The organism is Collinsella sp. TM05-37, assembly GCF_003436455.1.
Lineage (GTDB): Bacteria > Actinomycetota > Coriobacteriia > Coriobacteriales > Coriobacteriaceae > Collinsella.
The window spans coordinates 38,945-55,680 of sequence record NZ_QSPN01000009.1; the positions used below are offsets into that span (position 1 = coordinate 38,945).

Annotated in this window: 15 protein-coding genes and 1 riboswitch; of the genes, 4 read left to right on the forward strand and 11 right to left on the reverse strand. The window is 55.7% G+C overall.

From position 1 onward, the window contains the following. The first annotated feature begins 137 nt into the window (after positions 1-137). Positions 138-306: riboswitch (Lysine riboswitch) on the forward strand. Between the two features lie 65 nt (positions 307-371). Genes dapA through dapD form a run of 3 tightly spaced genes read left to right on the forward strand, consistent with a single transcriptional unit; the run spans position 372 to position 4,173 of the window. Continuing rightward, positions 372-2,681 (forward strand): 4-hydroxy-tetrahydrodipicolinate synthase, encoded by a 2,310-nt coding sequence (gene dapA / locus DXD48_RS10240; protein WP_117564409.1) that lies wholly within the window; start codon positions 372-374, stop codon positions 2,679-2,681. Next, the gene (dapB, locus tag DXD48_RS06065; RefSeq protein ID WP_233502377.1) at positions 2,674-3,414 is read left to right on the forward strand and encodes a 4-hydroxy-tetrahydrodipicolinate reductase; all 741 of its coding nucleotides are present in this window, start codon (positions 2,674-2,676) and stop codon (positions 3,412-3,414) included. The genes dapA and dapB overlap by 8 nt, the downstream gene beginning before the upstream one ends. 39 nt (positions 3,415-3,453) lie before the next feature. After that, a complete protein-coding gene (dapD, locus tag DXD48_RS06070; RefSeq protein ID WP_117564410.1) occupies positions 3,454-4,173 on the forward strand; it encodes a 2,3,4,5-tetrahydropyridine-2,6-dicarboxylate N-acetyltransferase in 720 nt (239 codons plus the stop codon). A 78-nt stretch (positions 4,174-4,251) separates the two neighbouring features. Here dapD and DXD48_RS06075 read toward each other — a convergent pair whose 3' ends face one another. From DXD48_RS06075 to DXD48_RS06120, 11 genes are all read right to left on the reverse strand, one after another. Next, positions 4,252-5,256, reverse strand: a complete 1,005-nt coding sequence (locus DXD48_RS06075; protein ID WP_022094136.1) for a nucleoid-associated protein — start codon at positions 5,254-5,256, stop codon at positions 4,252-4,254. A 111-nt stretch (positions 5,257-5,367) separates the two neighbouring features. Further along, complete coding sequence (locus DXD48_RS06080) at positions 5,368-5,655, reverse strand: hypothetical protein (RefSeq protein WP_117646565.1); 288 nt, start codon at positions 5,653-5,655, stop codon at positions 5,368-5,370. Then, the gene (locus DXD48_RS06085) at positions 5,625-6,527 is read right to left on the reverse strand and encodes an Mbeg1-like protein (protein ID WP_117564412.1); all 903 of its coding nucleotides are present in this window, start codon (positions 6,525-6,527) and stop codon (positions 5,625-5,627) included. The genes DXD48_RS06080 and DXD48_RS06085 overlap by 31 nt, the downstream gene beginning before the upstream one ends. A gap of 114 nt (positions 6,528-6,641) precedes the next feature. Then, positions 6,642-7,592, reverse strand: a complete 951-nt coding sequence (locus DXD48_RS06090; RefSeq protein ID WP_117564413.1) for an L-lactate dehydrogenase — start codon at positions 7,590-7,592, stop codon at positions 6,642-6,644. Positions 7,593-7,793: 201 nt separating this feature from the next. Continuing rightward, positions 7,794-8,957, reverse strand: a complete 1,164-nt coding sequence (locus tag DXD48_RS06095) for a pyridoxal phosphate-dependent aminotransferase (RefSeq protein WP_117564414.1) — start codon at positions 8,955-8,957, stop codon at positions 7,794-7,796. Between the two features lie 118 nt (positions 8,958-9,075). Further along, a complete protein-coding gene (locus DXD48_RS06100) occupies positions 9,076-11,076 on the reverse strand; it encodes an NAD(+) synthase (protein WP_117564415.1) in 2,001 nt (666 codons plus the stop codon). A 312-nt stretch (positions 11,077-11,388) separates the two neighbouring features. Further along, complete coding sequence (locus tag DXD48_RS06105; RefSeq protein ID WP_233514972.1) at positions 11,389-12,945, reverse strand: radical SAM protein; 1,557 nt, start codon at positions 12,943-12,945, stop codon at positions 11,389-11,391. After that, on the reverse strand, positions 12,890-13,708 hold the full coding sequence (locus tag DXD48_RS10005) for a hypothetical protein (protein WP_147324147.1): 819 nt from the start codon (positions 13,706-13,708) through the stop codon (positions 12,890-12,892). Before DXD48_RS10005 ends, DXD48_RS06105 begins: the two co-directional genes overlap by 56 nt. Positions 13,709-13,715: 7 nt before the next feature. Further along, positions 13,716-14,900, reverse strand: coding sequence for an MFS transporter (locus tag DXD48_RS06110; protein ID WP_082435530.1), 1,185 nt, complete (start codon positions 14,898-14,900; stop codon positions 13,716-13,718). Then, positions 14,878-15,159, reverse strand: coding sequence for a DUF2087 domain-containing protein (locus DXD48_RS06115; protein WP_055251466.1), 282 nt, complete (start codon positions 15,157-15,159; stop codon positions 14,878-14,880). The genes DXD48_RS06110 and DXD48_RS06115 overlap by 23 nt, the downstream gene beginning before the upstream one ends. 100 nt (positions 15,160-15,259) lie before the next feature. Continuing rightward, on the reverse strand, positions 15,260-15,481 hold the full coding sequence (locus tag DXD48_RS06120) for a hypothetical protein (RefSeq protein ID WP_233502378.1): 222 nt from the start codon (positions 15,479-15,481) through the stop codon (positions 15,260-15,262). 171 nt (positions 15,482-15,652) lie between these two features. On the opposite strand from DXD48_RS06120, the gene DXD48_RS06125 reads away from it, so the two are divergent. Beyond that, entirely contained in the window at positions 15,653-16,606 is a 954-nt protein-coding gene (locus tag DXD48_RS06125; protein ID WP_117564417.1) for a hypothetical protein, read from the forward strand. Positions 16,607-16,736: the final 130 nt, after the last annotated feature.

Below are 16,736 nucleotides of genomic sequence, written 5' to 3' on the forward strand. Positions count from 1 at the left end.
CTTTCATGGGTGCGCGTCGGTTGCCATCTATTGTGCCGCAAGATTGCTACACCCTTATTTCCAGCATATCCTTGCATTTTTTAAACGTTATATACGAATACTCTTGTTTGGTAAAGTGCAACGTGGTAGGGTCTTTACCACTTGATAGAGGCGCGGGCACGAAGAACCGCGGGCGAGCCGGCAGGCTTTGACCCCGTGGGGAGGCGAAACCCGCCGAACTGGGTTTTTCGGGCACGAACAACCTGGTGGGCCTGCGGGAAACACCCGCAGGACTGTCTGCAGCAATGCGGGAGCGCTATCCGGACATTGGGTCCACGCTATGCGGATTCGATGCGCAGGTAGCGCCGTCTGGATAGCGAGGTTTACGGGACATGTCACTGACTCCCAACGAGGCATATGCGGCAAAGCAGCCGTTTGTGGACAAGGAGACGCTCGAGCATATCGTCGAGCAATTCTCCACGCCGTTTCATCTATATGACGAGGCGGGCATCCGCCGCAACATGCAAGAAGTGCGCGACGCCTTTGCCTGGAACCCGGGCTTTAAGGAATACTTTGCCGTCAAGGCCAACCCCAACCCGGCGCTCATCTCCATTCTCAACGAATACGGCTGCGGCTGCGATTGCTCGAGCTATACCGAGCTCATGATCGCCCGCTCGCTGGGCATCACCGGCCACGACATCATGTTCTCGTCCAACGACACGCCGGCGGCCGACTTTGAACTCGCCGACAAGCTGGGCGCCATCGTCAACTTTGACGACATCAGCCATATCGAGTTCTTTGAGCGTGTCGCGGGGCCCATCCCCAAGACAGTCAGTTGCCGCTTTAATCCGGGCGGCTTGTTCCAGCTCTCCAACGGCATCATGGACAACCCGGGCGACTCCAAATATGGCATGACCACCGAGCAGCTCTTCGAGGCCTTCCGCATGCTCAAGGCCAAGGGCGCTGAGGACTTTGGCATCCACGCATTCCTTGCCAGCAACACCGTCACCAACGACTACTATCCCAAACTCGCGCGCATTCTCTTTGAGCTTGCCGTGCGCCTGGAGCGCGAGACCGGTGCACACGTCGCCTTCATCAACTTATCCGGCGGCGTCGGCATCCCCTACCTGCCCGAGCAGCAGGCTAACGACATCCATGCCATCGGCGAGGGAGTGCACGCGGCATACGACGAGATCTTGGTTCCCGCCGGCATGGACGATGTGGCCATCTGCACCGAGATGGGCCGCTTTATGATGGGCCCCTACGGCTGTCTGGTCACCAAGGCCATCCACGAAAAGCAGATCTACAAGGACTATATCGGTGTCGACGCAAGCGCCGTCGACCTCATTCGACCTGCCATGTATAGCGCCTACCACCACATTACGGTAATGGGTCAGCCGAGTGGCGCCGACAAGACCGCAGCGCCCGTCACGGACACGTACGACATCACGGGCAACCTATGCGAGAACAACGATAAGTTCGCCATCGATCGCGAGCTGCCGCATATCGACATGGGCGATGTGCTCGTGATTCACGATACGGGTGCGCACGGCTACTCCATGGGCTACAACTACAACGGACGCCTACGCTCCGCCGAGGTCCTGCTGCGCCCCGATGGCTCGGCCGACCTCATCCGCCGCGCCGAGCGCCCGGGCGATTACTTCGCCACGCTCGACGTGCTGCCGTGCGGCCGAGAGCTGCTGGCGAAGTCGCGCGCCGAAAGTGCCCGCCGTCGCGCCCAGGACGAGCGCCTGGCAGTCGCCGCCCAATGGAACAAACGCATCCAGATCGCGGAAGCGAAGGAGAAGAACATGGACATCCGCAACCTCGAGGGTTCGATCGTCGCCCTTGTCACGCCGTTTAAAAAGGACGGCAGCGTCGACTTTGATGCACTCGAGCGCCTTATCGATTTCCACCTGCAAAATGGCACTGACGCCATCCTCACCCTGGGCACCACCGGAGAGAGTGCCACGATGACCGACGACGAGGACAACTCCGTTGTCGCCGCAGTGGTCAAGCAGGTTGCGGGCCGCGTCCCCGTCATCGCCGGCTCGGGCTCCAACTCCACGCAAACCATGCTCACCAAGTCGCTCACTTACCAAGGCCTGGGCGCCGACGGCCTGCTGCTCATTACCCCCTACTACAACAAGTCAAATGAAGAGGGCATCTACCAGCACTTTAAGACCGTCGCCGATGCCGTGGACATCCCTTGCATCCTCTACAACATCCCCGGCCGCTGCGGCTGCAGCATCAGCGAGCGCAACGTAGAGCGCTTGGCTGCGCACCCCAACATCATGGGCATTAAGGAAGCCTCGGGCAACGTCGCCTACGCGGCCAAGATCGCCCACCTGCTGTCTGATGACTTCCGCATGTACTCGGGCGAGGATGCACTCACCGTGCCGCTCATGAGCCTGGGCGCTTCGGGTGCCATCAGCGTGTGGGCCGACGTACAGCCGCAGCTCGTGCACGACATGTGCCGCGCCTATCTGGACGGTGACGTAGCGCGCGCCCGCGATATCCAGATTGCCGGCCAGCCGCTCATCAACGCCCTCTTTAGCGAGGTCAACCCCATCCCCGTTAAAGAAGCGCTCGCCCAGATGGGTATGATCGAGGCAAACTACCGCATGCCGCTGTGCCCCATGGCCGACGATACGCGTGCCGCACTTACCGATGCTCTGAAGGGAGCTGGTCTGCTTGATTAAGACCGTCATTATGGGAACGGGCCGCATGGGCTCGCTCATCCGCACCACTGCCGAGGGTATTGTCGATACCGCCGGACAGCCCGTTTTCGACATTGTGGCCCAGATCGGTTTTGACCTGTCTGAGCTCGAAAGCGCCCCGGCAGCCGACGTCATCATCGACTTCTCGAATGTCGTGACCTTCGATGCCGTCGTTGCCTATGTCGAGCGTACAGGCGCGGCGTTGGTCTCGGGCACCACGGGCTATACGCCCGAGCAGATGGATCGCCTGCGCGAGCTAGGTCAGAGCGCCCGCGTCATGCACTCCGGCAACTACTCCATCGGCATCGCGGCCCTGCGTCATCTGGTGGCACAGGCCACGCGCGAACTGCCTGGCTTTGACTGCGAGATCGTCGAGACACACCACAACCAAAAGGTCGACGCTCCCAGCGGCACCGCCAAGCTGCTACTCGACGCCGTCGTCGAGGCCGAGCCCGAGGCAGGCTACCAGCCCGTCTATGGCCGCGAGGGCATGTGCGGCGCGCGCGACCCCAAGGAGATCGGCATGCACTCGCTGCGCGGCGGCACGGTCGCCGGCGTACACGAAGTGAGTTTCTTTGGCCAAGACGAGGAAGTCACGCTCACGCATCGCGCCACGAGCCGTCAGATCTTCGTCAACGGCGCTCTGGCAGCCGCGCAGAAGCTCGTCACCCGCGAGCACGGCTTCTATACGTTCGACCAGGTCATGTTTGCCTAACCAGGTATCAACCGGATCCACCCAAAGGAGAGACAGCAAATGAGCAATGCAGCCGAGATGGATGCCCAGGAGATTATCAACTACATCGCCACAGCGCCCAAAAAGACGCCCGTCAAACTGTACGTGCGCGAGAAGCCCGGCATGAAGGTCCAGTGGGGCAATGCGCACGTCTACGGCGGTCGTCGTGGCAAGACCGTCTTTGGTGACTGGGATGAGCTCAAAGCCATCCTTGATGCCAATGCCGATTCCATCGATTACTACGATGTGGAGAACGATTGCCGCAACTCCGCCGTGCCCATGCTCGACCTTAAGGGCATCAACGCCCGCATCGAGCCGGGCGCGATCATCCGTGACCGCGTCGAGATCGGCGATCGCGCCGTCATCATGATGGGTGCCATCATCAATATCGGCTCCGTCATCGGTGAGGGCTCCATGATCGACATGGGCGCCGTGCTGGGCGGCCGCGCCACAGTGGGCAAGAACTGCCACATCGGCGCTGGAACCGTGTTGGCAGGCGTCGTTGAACCCGCAAGCGCCACGCCCGTCATCATCGAGGACGATGTCATGATCGGCGCCAACGCCGTGGTCCTGGAAGGCGTGCACGTAGGCAAGGGCGCTGTCGTTGCCGCCGGCGCCGTGTGCGTCGAGGACGTCCCCGCTGGTGCCGTCGTGGCCGGCGTCCCCGCCCGCGTCATCAAGATGCGCGATGAGAAAACCGACAGCAAGACCGGCCTCGAAGAGGGACTACGTCAGCTTTAATAGTTACGCGGTTTTACCAAGAAGGCCGAAGCCCCAAAGGGCTTTGGCCTTTTCGTTACGGTCAATCTACTCGAGCCGCTATCGATTCTCGATGCTGCCGATGTTTTTGAGCTCGATGGAGATGAGGCCGTTGGGTTCGTTGACGAACTCGATGTACTCGGAGTTCGAGCCCATCTCGGCCGGAAAGCTGATCTCGATGCCCGTGTCGGTACGAATCTTGTGGTTGCGCACGGCCGCACGCTCGACCTGCTTGCGCTCCACGGGCACACGCTCGGGCACCTTCTCTTCGGTCAGCGCCGCACGTACGCTCTCCTTGATGACCGGTTCGTCCTCAAAGACCTCATCGACGATATCCCAAGGCGGAAGCTCCTCGTCGTCCTCGACCTTCTCGGCAACGGCAGCCTTAACCTTAGCGAGCGCTACGGCCGTATTGGCACCGTGCTCCTCGGCGACTTCCTCGACCACACGCGTCACGGTGTCGATGACCTCCTTGCCCGATACGCCCGTGTCGCACTGCAGCAGGCCATCGGGGATAAGCATACGGTCCTCGCCGGCAATCTTGCGCTTCTTGTCCACGTAGCCGATCTCCATGGTACTCGCGCGCACGATGGCATAGCTCGGCACCTTTTGCGAGGGGTTCGGCAGAATGGCGTAGTGGCGCGCGATGTCGTTGCGCACCTCTCCCTCCTCGCGGCCCACTTCGTGCATAAAAGCCTGCTTGGAGCCCAGCAGCATCACGGCAAACCAGCGGGCATCCTCATCGTCGTCAAAATCGGCCACGAGCACGTCGGTGGACTCGGCTTTCTCGGCTTTGGTGAGCTCGGAGGAGATAAACTCCGCAATCTGCTGCGACAGGTCTACGAACTCGCGCTCGCCAAAGAAATAGCCCTTGAGCTCGCCGCCAAACGCAGAGTTCTCGGCAAACGTGGCGCGCTTATTGTCGGCCGAGGTTCGTGCGCGGCGCAGATGCGTGGTCACAAAGTTGCGCACGGTACGGCTCTCGATATCGAGCTCGCGCTGGCTCATGACGTTGACGGCAGAGTCAAAGTCCAGGATATGCAGAATCGCGTGATTGATTTTCATATACGGCATTCCGTTCTAGATCGATTTCGGCACGAACCAGTATAGCGGTCGAGCCCTCCCCGAGCGCATCGAAGATTGGTACATCGGGGACAGGTTGCTTTGCACCAATGGCTAGCGCAGGAGCTCGGACTGCCAAGCCTCGAGCTGTTCTGCCAAACTCTTGCCGGCAGCGGGCATGTCGATCTGGGGTCGTTTGGGCAGCAGTGCGCATTTAAGGATTGCCACGATGGTCTGCGAGACAAAGCGTCGCGTATCCTTGTCAAAGCCTTGTGCAGCCTGGAGCATCACGGGCAGGCTCTCGCGCAGATTCCCAGCGATATCCGCAAACCGCTCAGCACCCGTAGCCTCAAACACGGAGAACAATGCATCTACAAAACGCTCGCGCTCGGCAGGCCCCACTGCAAGAGCATCTCGCGAATGGAGCCATCAACGTATCGAGCACCGGCGGACAGGCGCTCACAGTACACGAAGTCGCGACCATCAACCACCCAGCTAAAGGGATTGTGCTGCAGCAGGCTGAACTCAGTGCTCTCAACGATGGCATAGTCCTCCTGTGTCTCGAACATCATGCCAAAGATCGACGACCGAGGTAGCGTCTTATCGATGCGGCCGGAAAGATCGGCAAAGGCGTTGCCGTTCAGAAACTCCTCGACGAAGCCAGGACCATCATGGGAATACACCCGTTCGATTCGCTCACGGGCGACATCGGAGCACATCGCCGCACCGTACACCGCAAGGTTTCCACCCTTGGAATGACCTCCGCACAAAAGCGGCCCGTCAATCGCATCCGCCGCCTCGTCCACATAGCGCGCCGCGGATTCCTGGGCCGGCACAGGACACCGGAACGCCATGTTAAAGTCCTCTTTCCAGCCCACAATCGTACTGTCGGTCCCCCGGAAGGAAAGATAGCTAAACCCCGCCGGAAACCGGAACGCCATGGCTGCAAACTGCTCTGTCGCTACCACATCGCTCACGGCACGATAGCCGCAAACGTGCACGCCACGGTAACGAGGGTTTGCTGCCACGGCCTCCAACAAGGCCCTGCTCCCCTCTGGATCCCACAAGTCGTCAATCATGTCCCGGTAGCACTCGGCACGCAGCAGTTCGCGTACGTCTAGGCCCTGCCAGTTCGTCAGCTCCGCCATATCACCCGGCAAACGTAAATAGGACAACCACGCAAAGACCAGGCTATCCACCGCGCAGAACGACCGCTCCTCAAACGGATCAAACACCGTCTGGGCATATGTCAAAAAATTAGGCGAATCCGACATGACTCTCCCATCAACTATGGCGCATTGGGGTAGGGTTACTTTGCACCAAAAAGGCGCCCGGACCGTGTGGACCGGACGCCTTTCATTGTAGCCTGTTGCCCAAAAGAGCTGGATTTAGCAGGAGAAGTCGACGCTGTCGATGATGTCCTTGAGGGCCTTGGCGGAGGCGGTAAGCTCATGCTGCTCGTCATCGTCCAGCGGCACGGGGACGCGGCAGACAACGCCGTCGCGGCCAACGACGGTCGGCATGGAGATGGCAAGATCAGACAGGCCGTACTCGCCCACCATGAGCGAGGAGACGGGTAGAACGGTCTGTTCATCGCGCATGACGGCAGTGCAGATGCGCTTAACGGCCATGGCGACACCGTAGTAGGTGGCGTGCTTCTTCTCGATGATGGTGTAGGCGGAGTTCTTGACGTCCTCGGCGATGCGCTTCTCGGCGGCCTCGTGCTCCAGGTGGCCGTGAAGCTCGCAGAAGGTGTTCAGCGGCACGCCGGCAACCTGAGCGCTGGACCAAGCGACAAACTCGGAGTCGCCGTGCTCGCCCATGACGTAGGCCTGAACGTCGCGCGGGTCGACCTCGACGTGGGCGCCGAGCATCTGCTGCAGACGGCCGGTGTCGAGCACGGTGCCGGAGCCGATGACGTGGCCCTCGGGCAGACCGGACATCTTGATGGCGGCGTAGGTCAGAACGTCGACCGGGTTGGAGACGATGAGCAGAATGCCGTCGAAGCCAGACTTCTTAATCTCGGGAATAATGGACTTGAAGATGCTGACGTTCTTGTTGACCAAGTCCAGGCGGGTCTCACCGGGCTTCTGGGCAGCGCCAGCGGTGACGACGATCATGGCGGCGTCGGCGACATCGGAATAATCGCCGGCGTAGATCTTCATCGGCTCGGCAAACGTCATGCCGTGCGCGATATCCAGAGCCTCACCCTCGGCGCGGTTCTTGTCCACGTCGATGAGGACCATTTCGGAGAACAGACCGCTCTGCATCAGCGCGAACGCCGAAGACGAACCGACGAAACCGCAACCGACAATAGCGACCTTCTTCTCGTTAACCATTAGAAACTCCCATCTCTCTCCACAAGCAAGCCGCCCGGGAACGACCCGAGCGGCTTGCCGTAATCCCAATACATCCAATCGGGACTTTGATTATGCTCCTATTCGCAGCCAAAAATCGACCGTTTACCGAAATTGTTTGCAGGATTCGTAAAATAACTGCACGAAATCGGTTTCGAACTATTGACGAGCCTAAATGATCTTCTAATACAGGCCCGCCTCGCGAATAGCCTCGACAGCCAGAGCGATCTGATCGGGCGGCAGGACCAGCGCCATGCGCACGTGTCCCTCGCCCGAAGGACCAAAGCTCGCGCCCGGCGTCACCACAACGCCGGCCTTCTCCATGAGCTCCTCGCAAAACGCCATCGAGTCAGTGCGGCCGCCGGGAAGCTTGGCCCACACAAACATGGAACCGTGCGCGTTGGGGCGCTCCCAGCCTAGGCCCTCAAGACCGTCGCACAGGGCGTCGCGGCGCTCCTGGTACTTCAGACGTTGCGCCTCCACCTCATCACGCGGACCGTTCAGGCAGGCGATGGCAGCCTTTTGGATCGGGAAGAACATGCCAAAGTCGATCTGGCCGCGCAGCTTGGCAAAGGCAGAGACCACATCCTCGCGGCCGACCAAAAAGCCGATGCGGGCGCCAGTGACGTTAAACGACTTGGAGAGCGAGAAGAACTCCACACCCACCTCAAGCGCACCGGGATACTGCAAGAAGCTGCCGCCCGGCTCACCGTCAAACACGATATCGGAGTATGCATTGTCGTGAACGATGAGCAGGTCGTGCTCGCGGGCGAAGGCGATGATCTCCTCGTAGACCTCGGGCATGCCCACCGAGCCCACCGGGTTGGCGGGCAGCGATACGATCATATACTTGGCACGATCGGCCACCTCGGGATCGATACCCGCCACATAGGGCAGGTAATTATGCTCGGCAACCAGCGGATAGTACTCGAGCTTGGCATCGGCAATCTTGGCACCCGCCTCAAAGACCGGGTAGCACGGATCGGGCACCAGGATGGTGTCACCCGGATCGAGCAGGGCCAGACCCAAGTGGCCCACGCCCTCCTGCGTGCCGTTGCACGACTGCACCATAGACGGCGTAATGCCCAAAACGCCAAAGCGGCGCTCATAGTAATCGCACACGGCTTGCTTGAGTTCGGGCAGGTCGCGCAGGGCATACTTCCACATCTCGGGGTCCTGGGCCGCTTGCGTGAGCGCCTCGACCACGTGGTCGTACGGCTTAAAGTCGGGCGTTCCCACGCTCATGTTGTAAATGGTCTTACCCTGAGCCTTCAGCGTGAGCAGCTTGTTGTTGAGCGAGGCGAAGACCTCCGCGCCAAAGCGGTCGAGACGCTGCGATGCCTGCATGGTGCCACCTTTCGATATAAAAAACGCGGCGCTCCGACAAGAGCGCCGCGCGATACGGGCCATCAGATTGCAAAAGTGTAACGCTTGCAAACCCCGTATTGGTTCAATTTAGCCAACCTTAGTCAATTGGATTGAGTGCGTCGATCTGCGCAAGCCACAGATGCGAGCTGGCGTCACTCGGCATACGCCAATCGCCGCGCGGGCTGAGCGTCACCGAGCCCACCTTGGGACCATCGGGCAGGCAGCTGCGCTTAAACTGCTGGGCAAAGAAGCGACGGTAGAACGTACGCAGCCACGTGTGGACGGTCTTGGCATCGTAGACACCCTCAAAGCTCTTGAGCGCCATGCGGTAGATCTTGCCGGGCTCAAAGCCAAAACGCAGCAGGTAGTAGAGGAAGTAGTCGTGCAGCTCGTACGGGCCCACCAAATCCTCGGTCTTCTGCGCAATCTCGCCGTCGCCCGTGGGCGGCAGAAGTTCGGGAGACACCGGCGTATCGAGGATATCGAGCAGCACCTTGGCGATGCGCCCGCCAAAGACATCGGCCGCATAGCGCACCAGATGGCGCACGAGCGTCTTGGGAACGCTCGAGTTGACGGCGTACATGCTCATATGGTCGCCGTTGTACGTAGCCCAGCCGAGCGCCAGCTCCGACAGGTCGCCGGTGCCGATGACAAAACCGCCAGCCTGGTTGGCCAGGTCCATCAGGATCTGCGTACGCTCGCGGGCCTGGCTGTTCTCGTAGGTCACGTCCTGCACGGCCGGATCGTGCTCAATGTCCCTAAAGTGCTGCTCCACGGCCGCGTGAATCGAAACCTCGCGGAAGCTCACGCCCAGGTCGCGGGCGAGCGACTCGGCATTCGACTTGGTGCGATGCGTCGTGCCAAAGCCGGGCATGGAAACCGCCGTGATACCCGTGCGTGGCAGTCCCAGTGCATCGAAGGCACGCACGGTCACAAGCAGTGCCAGCGTGGAGTCCAAGCCACCCGAAAGACCGATGACTGCAGCCTTGGTACCCGTATGGGCAAGGCGGGTCTTGAGGCCCGCAGTCTGCAGATTGAGAATAGTCTCGCAACGCTCGGCCAGATCACCGTGGTCGGCCGGCACAAAAGGCGCGCGAGGGAAAACACGGTCGATATCGCAGGCATCGCGCAGGACAGACTCTTCGGCCAACACGCCCTCAAAAGAGAACTCAACGGTCGTGGCCTCCGGCGCATCGTCCGCGCGCGTCCACGTCGTCGAGCGACGGCGCTCGGCAACCAGACGATCGAGGTCGACATCGGCAACCGCCATGTCGCAGGTAAGCAGTTTGGTGGCGGCCAGCTTAGAGCCGTTTTCGTAGATCAGGTTCTCGCCCGCAAAGACCATGTCGGTCGTAGATTCGCCCTCACTCGCATCCGCGTAGGCATAGGCGCAGTACAGGCGCGCACTCTGGTTGGAGATGAGGCTGCGGCGGTAATCCGCCTTGCCGATAATCTCGTCCGAGGCCGACGGGTTGAGGATCACCGTCGCGCCAGCAAGCGCCATCTCGGTCGAGGGGGGCGCCGGTACCCACAGGTCCTCGCACACCTCGACACCCAGCACCAGATCCTCGGCACCTTCATCGCAGCAGCGGTAGACAAGCCCCGAGCCAAGCGGCACCGGACCCTGACCAGCAAATTCAATCCACACGGGATCGGCCGGCGCCGGAGCAAACCAGCGGCGCTCATAAAACTCTCCGTAGTTGGGCAAGTACTTTTTGGCCGTAAGGCCCAAAAGCTCGCCCGCACAGCACACGGCGGCGCAATTGTAGATGTTTTCGGCCACCGCGACGGGAAGACCGATGGTAAAGACGATCGGCAGCTCACGGGTTTTATCGAGAATGCGCACGAGCGCCGCCTCGCAGGCATGCAGCAGCGTGCGGTTATGGAACAGGTCGGCCGCGGTATAGCCGCACAGGTTGAGCTCGGGCAGTACCAACGCGCGAACGCCGCGCTCGGCAGCCTCACGAACAGCCGTCAGCGCAACCTCGGCATTGCCCTCGACATCGGCCACGCGAATCCGCGGCGACGCCGCCGCCACACGCAAAAAGCCATGGTTCTTATTAGCCGAAACGCAGCATTGCCTTGTTGATCTGGACACTGGAGGCCCCTTCTACCCTGAGATTCAGTCTAACGGACGTTCACATATCTCTAGCTAGCCAAAGCAACCTCCCAGTTTACTGAGACGCCAACCTGTGCTAAGAGCATGTATTCCAAAAATATCTTTAATTAAAAAAGGAGAAATCGATAATCGACTTCTCCTTTAAGCGAGGCAAGTAAATTCCGAAACTAATGGCAGAATTTATCCATGTAGTCCTCAAAGTCGAACACTTCTACCACGACGCCCTCTTCCTGAGACTCTTTCAGTTGCTCCAAGAGATCTTTGTTAATAACGTCCATGTAGAAACCTCCTCTATCTAATCAATTGTAGTATATCTGCTTTCATGCAATTATCAACCAACTTGTTTAATTGCTCCTCGCTTGCCGATAGTCCCTCTTTTTTCAAAATGTCGCGCACCTCGTTCTTAGTAATCGGCTTTTCAAACAACGAAAGCAAAGCGAACGAAAAATCATTAACCGCACACATTCTATGGGTGGCACAACTCAGCAGTACTCTTAACCCCTCTTTTGAGCGTCCGACTTCTTTAACAAACGAACTTTTAACCAATTGAAAACCATTATCGTGCATTACATAATCGGCATCGATATTTGTATTCAGCAATCCATAATGCAACAGTTCTTCTATCGCCCTTGTCAGCTCGAGGTCGCCCTGATCAAGAATAAGAGAAATGCTACAATCGGCCTCCAATAAACGGGCCAACTTAAGGTATACCAACTGGGAAACAGCATAGACATGATGGTATTCAGAATTATAGAAGTAGGCAAATGGCTCAACGAGCACGACAGAGGTCTTGGAATCCAGCCAGATTCGATCAGCTGGATTTAGACTAGTTAGCCGTCGCTTTACTTTGGTCAAATGTCCCTTATACCTGACAGCGTGAATAGAATCTAGAATCCAGGTCACCTCTGAAATATGAAGCCGCTGGGGCAAGTCAATTGTGTCGCTACCGTTTATGACCTCTTGCATATAAAAATCAATATGATGCTCATCAGATAAGGATTTTGCTTCATTTAAAGTTAAACCAGTGCCTGAAACATAATCCACTTCGAGGCGCAAATCCTCATATTGGGACTTCGGCATTACAGAGACACCATACTTATCGGGATGATTCCAAACATCCGACCCCATAACGAGACCAAAATTCGTAAATCCTCTCGTGGAATATGGAACACCACATACCTGTTTTGAATAATTCAAAACATTCTCTGTATAAGCTAAGGTGTTCAGAGCCTCTTCTTTAGTTTCGGTCGGAAAGCCAATCATAAAAAATAGATGAACAGGAATACCCGCATTGAGACAATCATGGATATTGCGATCAATCCAATCAACTCTCGTGTTCTTCTTCATTAGATCAAGAACTCTTTGGTTGTATGACTCGAGGCCAAACTGAATCTGCCTACATCCACTTTGGTATATCTTGTTAAAAACTTCTGTACTTAGGGTTGGAGAGAACCTCGTTTCTCCATGCCAGAAAAACGTTTTTCCCGATGCGTTTATTTCATCCGCGAGTTGCTCCATTCTTTTGCCTTCGAATGTTTCATCCACAAAAGAGAAAACTCTCGTGCCGTATTTTTCATTTAACCGACACATTATTTCAAATACTCTCGATATAGGCATCTTTCGGTAACAACCACCGGTAGCACCGGGAATGGTGCAGAAGGCGCAATGATTAAAACACTGCCTAGAGGAATAAACCGGCAATATTAACTCAGGCATGAAGTATTTAGAAAGGGCGAAGCCATCGAAATCGGGAACTGTATCGTTGATAAATGTTTGCTCAATCCGATGGTTTTTATATATTTCCACCTTTAGCATGGCAAAGGTTTGGAACACAGTCGAGATTGTCATCACCAGAGTCAAGAGCCTCAAGAAGACGTGCAAGCGGCTCTTCGCCGTCATACATCATTATCGAATCAATGTATTCAAAAAAGGGATGCCATTCTTTCATGCAGTCATCTGCTAAACGAGTAATGTAATTGCCGCCCAATGAGACGTGTTTAACAGATGGACATTCTTCCTTAATCAGTTTCGCTAACGTAACTGCAGAAATCAATTGGAAACAGCCGCTCACCGAAATCCCAATAAACTCGATTTTTTCCCTCTGAATACGCTTAAGAAAGGCAGTTTCATAGAAGGAAATAAACGGATTATGCAAGGTATCCGCAAGCGATTTCATTATTTCTGGTGTCGAATAATAATCATAGGGCAGATCTATGGAGTTGAACGTGTATTTAACTCCATATGAGACGCGATTTATGATATAGAGTGCATTTCTAAAAATGTTTTCGGCATATTGTCTTTCTTTTAGATTAAAGTATCTCTTCGATCTGAAAATATCTTTTGCCTCGTCAACATTAAGTGCCGACTTTTGTATCAACTCGATTGTTAATTGAACATTCGAACTAAACGAATCCTTTGATTCCCGATACCTTTTACAGCACTCTTCGACATGTCTAAAAGATAGGAGGTCATCGTAAAATTCCACGTTTAAGTCAACAATGTCAACTTTGTATTGTTCAACCTCTTGAAGATATGACTTCAAAACAGGCAAGGCAAGATACGGCCCCACTGGACTCCATCCTGGGGGAAATACTAAAAGCGTTTTAGGCATATCAACGTCACATCTTTCGCAAATAATTTAATTGAAACACAACTACCATCATAATTGAAAATACACCAAGTCCTGTAACGAGAATTGAGAACATCGCGATGCTCGTGAACAGCGAAACAAGAAGTGTTGAAATAACAACAGCAACCGATTGCAAAGACTCCCTAATTGAAAACAGGCTTATCGATTCAGATCCGTCTCTCGCCAAATCCTGCAGCGATGTTATGAGAAGCACATCTTGAATGGCGTTTCCGGCACCGACGATAAAAAGGAAAATAAACGATATCCCAGACGCATAGCGATAGCCAAACGCCAGATACGCACCGAGCGCAAGATACGTCACAAAACAATATGATTTAACGCAATCGGAACCACTGATTAAACGACCATATATTGTATTTCCGAACAACAGTCCGATTGTAAGACTACTCTGAAGGAATCCGTATTGTATCGATGACGAGTCAAATTGCAATTGCGCTATAGCTGGCAAAAGAGAATTCAGAGAGCCGAATGCCACGCCACTAGAAATATCGATTAATAGGAAACCAATTGCCAAGTGCTTCGCGCTAAGATCACTAAATGCAGTCCTGTTTTTTTCATTTTTGCTTATTCCCTCTTTATCATTAACCTCGATAACCGACGGAACATCTCGCAGCAACCAGAACGACGCGGCAAAAGAAAGCGCGTCTAATGCAAGAACAGCCTCCGCCCCAAATTGAGCGACAACAAAACCGCCGGCAACTGGCCCCAGAACCATCATCAAATTCTGCAGGAACCCAAACGAATTATTAATTACGTCGCGATTGATACTATTCGTATTGGCTCTTAACAACGAGTAAAAGCAGGGCATTTCTACCGTTCGGCAAAGCGATACCGCGCACGTAATAGCAAACATACTCCATTTACTATCAACAAAAATATAGCAAACGAATAATCCCGCGCGAATTAAGTCTGCCAATCTCATGGCCTGCAGTGTCCCGATACCCATCTTCTGAGGCAGCTGCGCGAGCGCAACTGAAAACAGAGAGGGGGCAAATCTGCAGCAGACCATCAAAGCAGTTGCAGAAACATCGTGAGTTACCTCGTAAATCAGCATTGGCAAAGCAATATTCGCACACCAATTGCCTATTTCGCTTATCCCTCTAGCAATATATAGGACCCGAACCGGACGGCTAGCTCTCAATACCGTGAACATCACGATTAACCTCGTATTTCAGGCCTCGTTCATCCCTTAATAGGAATCCATAATCAACCAAGTACCGCCTCAACACGGCATAATCAGGATAGAGCTGTGACAGCACACGATTAACCTGAAGCTCCGTATAACTTGTATTTAATTCAAAGAAAGAGACGGCCCATAGCAGCATGATTCTTTTATAGCTTTCCTTTTTTGGAATTGAAACCAGCTCGCCATTCTTGAGAAATCGTTTTTTAAAGTCTATTAGCTCATCCATTCACATCCTCCATTTCATACGCATCTAATACTAAAAATGCATACGCTTTAGGTCATCGCATTCAGCTTCTTTATTCGAACTAAACTCGAACTAATCTAAATTATTTGCTCAGACACTCTTCGAAAGCTCGTTTTTCACTCTGAGTAAAATGCCCTTCCCAGTCAGTCCACGAACAGGAAGGCAACTCACAACGAGCGGAGTCGAAGCCCTCTGCCGTCGGTCGTTCAAAATGCACGATAACCTTTTCGATATCGCCATCCGCAATCAGGTCAGAATGAATGACCTCGGTACCGTCTTCGAACGTCATATACGGGTACATCACGTAAACCACCTCGCAATCGTAAATCCAGTTTAGCATCAAGCTATTGCACCAAAGACAGCAAGCCCCCTTGATGAGTTGATGGTATCTGTTAAATGTCACGTACGATTCACATCTGGTGGGTACCCTGATGGCTACACAAAACGAAGCAGATTTACACCGGGAGGACCCCGTATGACAACCAAGTACACTGACGCGCCGCGCACGCGCGTCATGACACCGGCCGCGCTCAACAACGGCGTGCACGAGAACCATTCCATCGGACAGACCATGGCCATCGCGCCCAAAAAGGGCCTGTTTGACGACATTTCCATTCCCCAGATCATCGCCGGCGCCGCAGCTGCCGCCACGAGCGTGGCGCTTGCTTCAAAGATCGGCATTGCCGGCTCGGTGATTGGTGCCGCTGTGAGCTCAGTCATCACTGTTGTGTCCTCGCAGGTCTATCGCCACTTTATCTCCGCCAGCGCCGAAGCAATCAAGGGCACGCATGCCGCTGTCGACTACCCTACCGGCGCCTACGAGCCCGTTGAGCCCAATGTCGAGGAGCACCTAGGTGGCGCCGCAACCACGCAGGAGATGCGCCAGGTTGCGGGACGCGCGACCACGGCGCGCGTCGCTCCCAACAGCCTGCGCGCCAAGGCGGCGGCTGAGCGCAGCCAGACGCAAAAGAAGGTCATCGTCTTCTCGATCGCTATCGCCATCGTCGCGGTCATCGCCTGCGCCGGCGCCATCCTTATCACCACTGCCGGTGAGGGTCTGGGCGAGCGTCCCGAGCCAATCCTGTCGTCGCGCACGACCGAGAGCGATGCAAATGGCAACACCCAGTCGCAGGATCAGCAGGCACAGACGGACGATACGCAAGACAGTTCTACCTCTGCCAATTCGTCCTCGAACACCCAAAACCAATCGCAGGGCGTCGATTCCTCTGCGAACAACAGCGGCACGCAATCCGGCACGACTGACTCAAGTCAAACGACTGACGGCTCTCAACCGAGCACGGGCGACCAGGCGAATGGCAATACACCGAGTACGGGATCTACCGACAACAGCAACACCAACAGCTCGAGCGGAACCGCGTCCGGCACGGCATCTGACAGTTCAAGCCAAGGCGCGACATCGGGCAACTAGGCACATTTGCCTCTCATAGATAACCGACCTGTATAACGGGCGCGAATCGACAGCGGTTCGCGCCCGTTTGCCTTGGGCGCCGCCATGGCGAGCGCCATGCGATGGTAAGATGCTTTACATGTGTAAAGAG

Bases quoted from the DNA above. Each gene is read 5' to 3' on its own strand.
- DXD48_RS06105 (WP_233514972.1), bottom strand. From the start codon at position 12,945: ATGACAATCTCGACTGTGTTCCAAACCTTTGCCATGCTAAAGGTGGAA.
- DXD48_RS06090 (WP_117564413.1), bottom strand. From the start codon at position 7,592: ATGGTTAACGAGAAGAAGGTCGCTATTGTCGGTTGCGGTTTCGTCGGT.
- DXD48_RS06125 (WP_117564417.1), top strand. From the start codon at position 15,653: ATGACAACCAAGTACACTGACGCGCCGCGCACGCGCGTCATGACACCG.
- dapA (WP_117564409.1), top strand. From the start codon at position 372: ATGTCACTGACTCCCAACGAGGCATATGCGGCAAAGCAGCCGTTTGTG.
- DXD48_RS06075 (WP_022094136.1), bottom strand. From the start codon at position 5,256: ATGAAAATCAATCACGCGATTCTGCATATCCTGGACTTTGACTCTGCC.
- DXD48_RS06110 (WP_082435530.1), bottom strand. From the start codon at position 14,900: ATGTTCACGGTATTGAGAGCTAGCCGTCCGGTTCGGGTCCTATATATT.
- DXD48_RS06095 (WP_117564414.1), bottom strand. From the start codon at position 8,957: ATGCAGGCATCGCAGCGTCTCGACCGCTTTGGCGCGGAGGTCTTCGCC.
- DXD48_RS06085 (WP_117564412.1), bottom strand. From the start codon at position 6,527: ATGTCGGATTCGCCTAATTTTTTGACATATGCCCAGACGGTGTTTGAT.
- dapD (WP_117564410.1), top strand. From the start codon at position 3,454: ATGAGCAATGCAGCCGAGATGGATGCCCAGGAGATTATCAACTACATC.
- DXD48_RS10005 (WP_147324147.1), bottom strand. From the start codon at position 13,708: ATGCCTAAAACGCTTTTAGTATTTCCCCCAGGATGGAGTCCAGTGGGG.
- DXD48_RS06115 (WP_055251466.1), bottom strand. From the start codon at position 15,159: ATGGATGAGCTAATAGACTTTAAAAAACGATTTCTCAAGAATGGCGAG.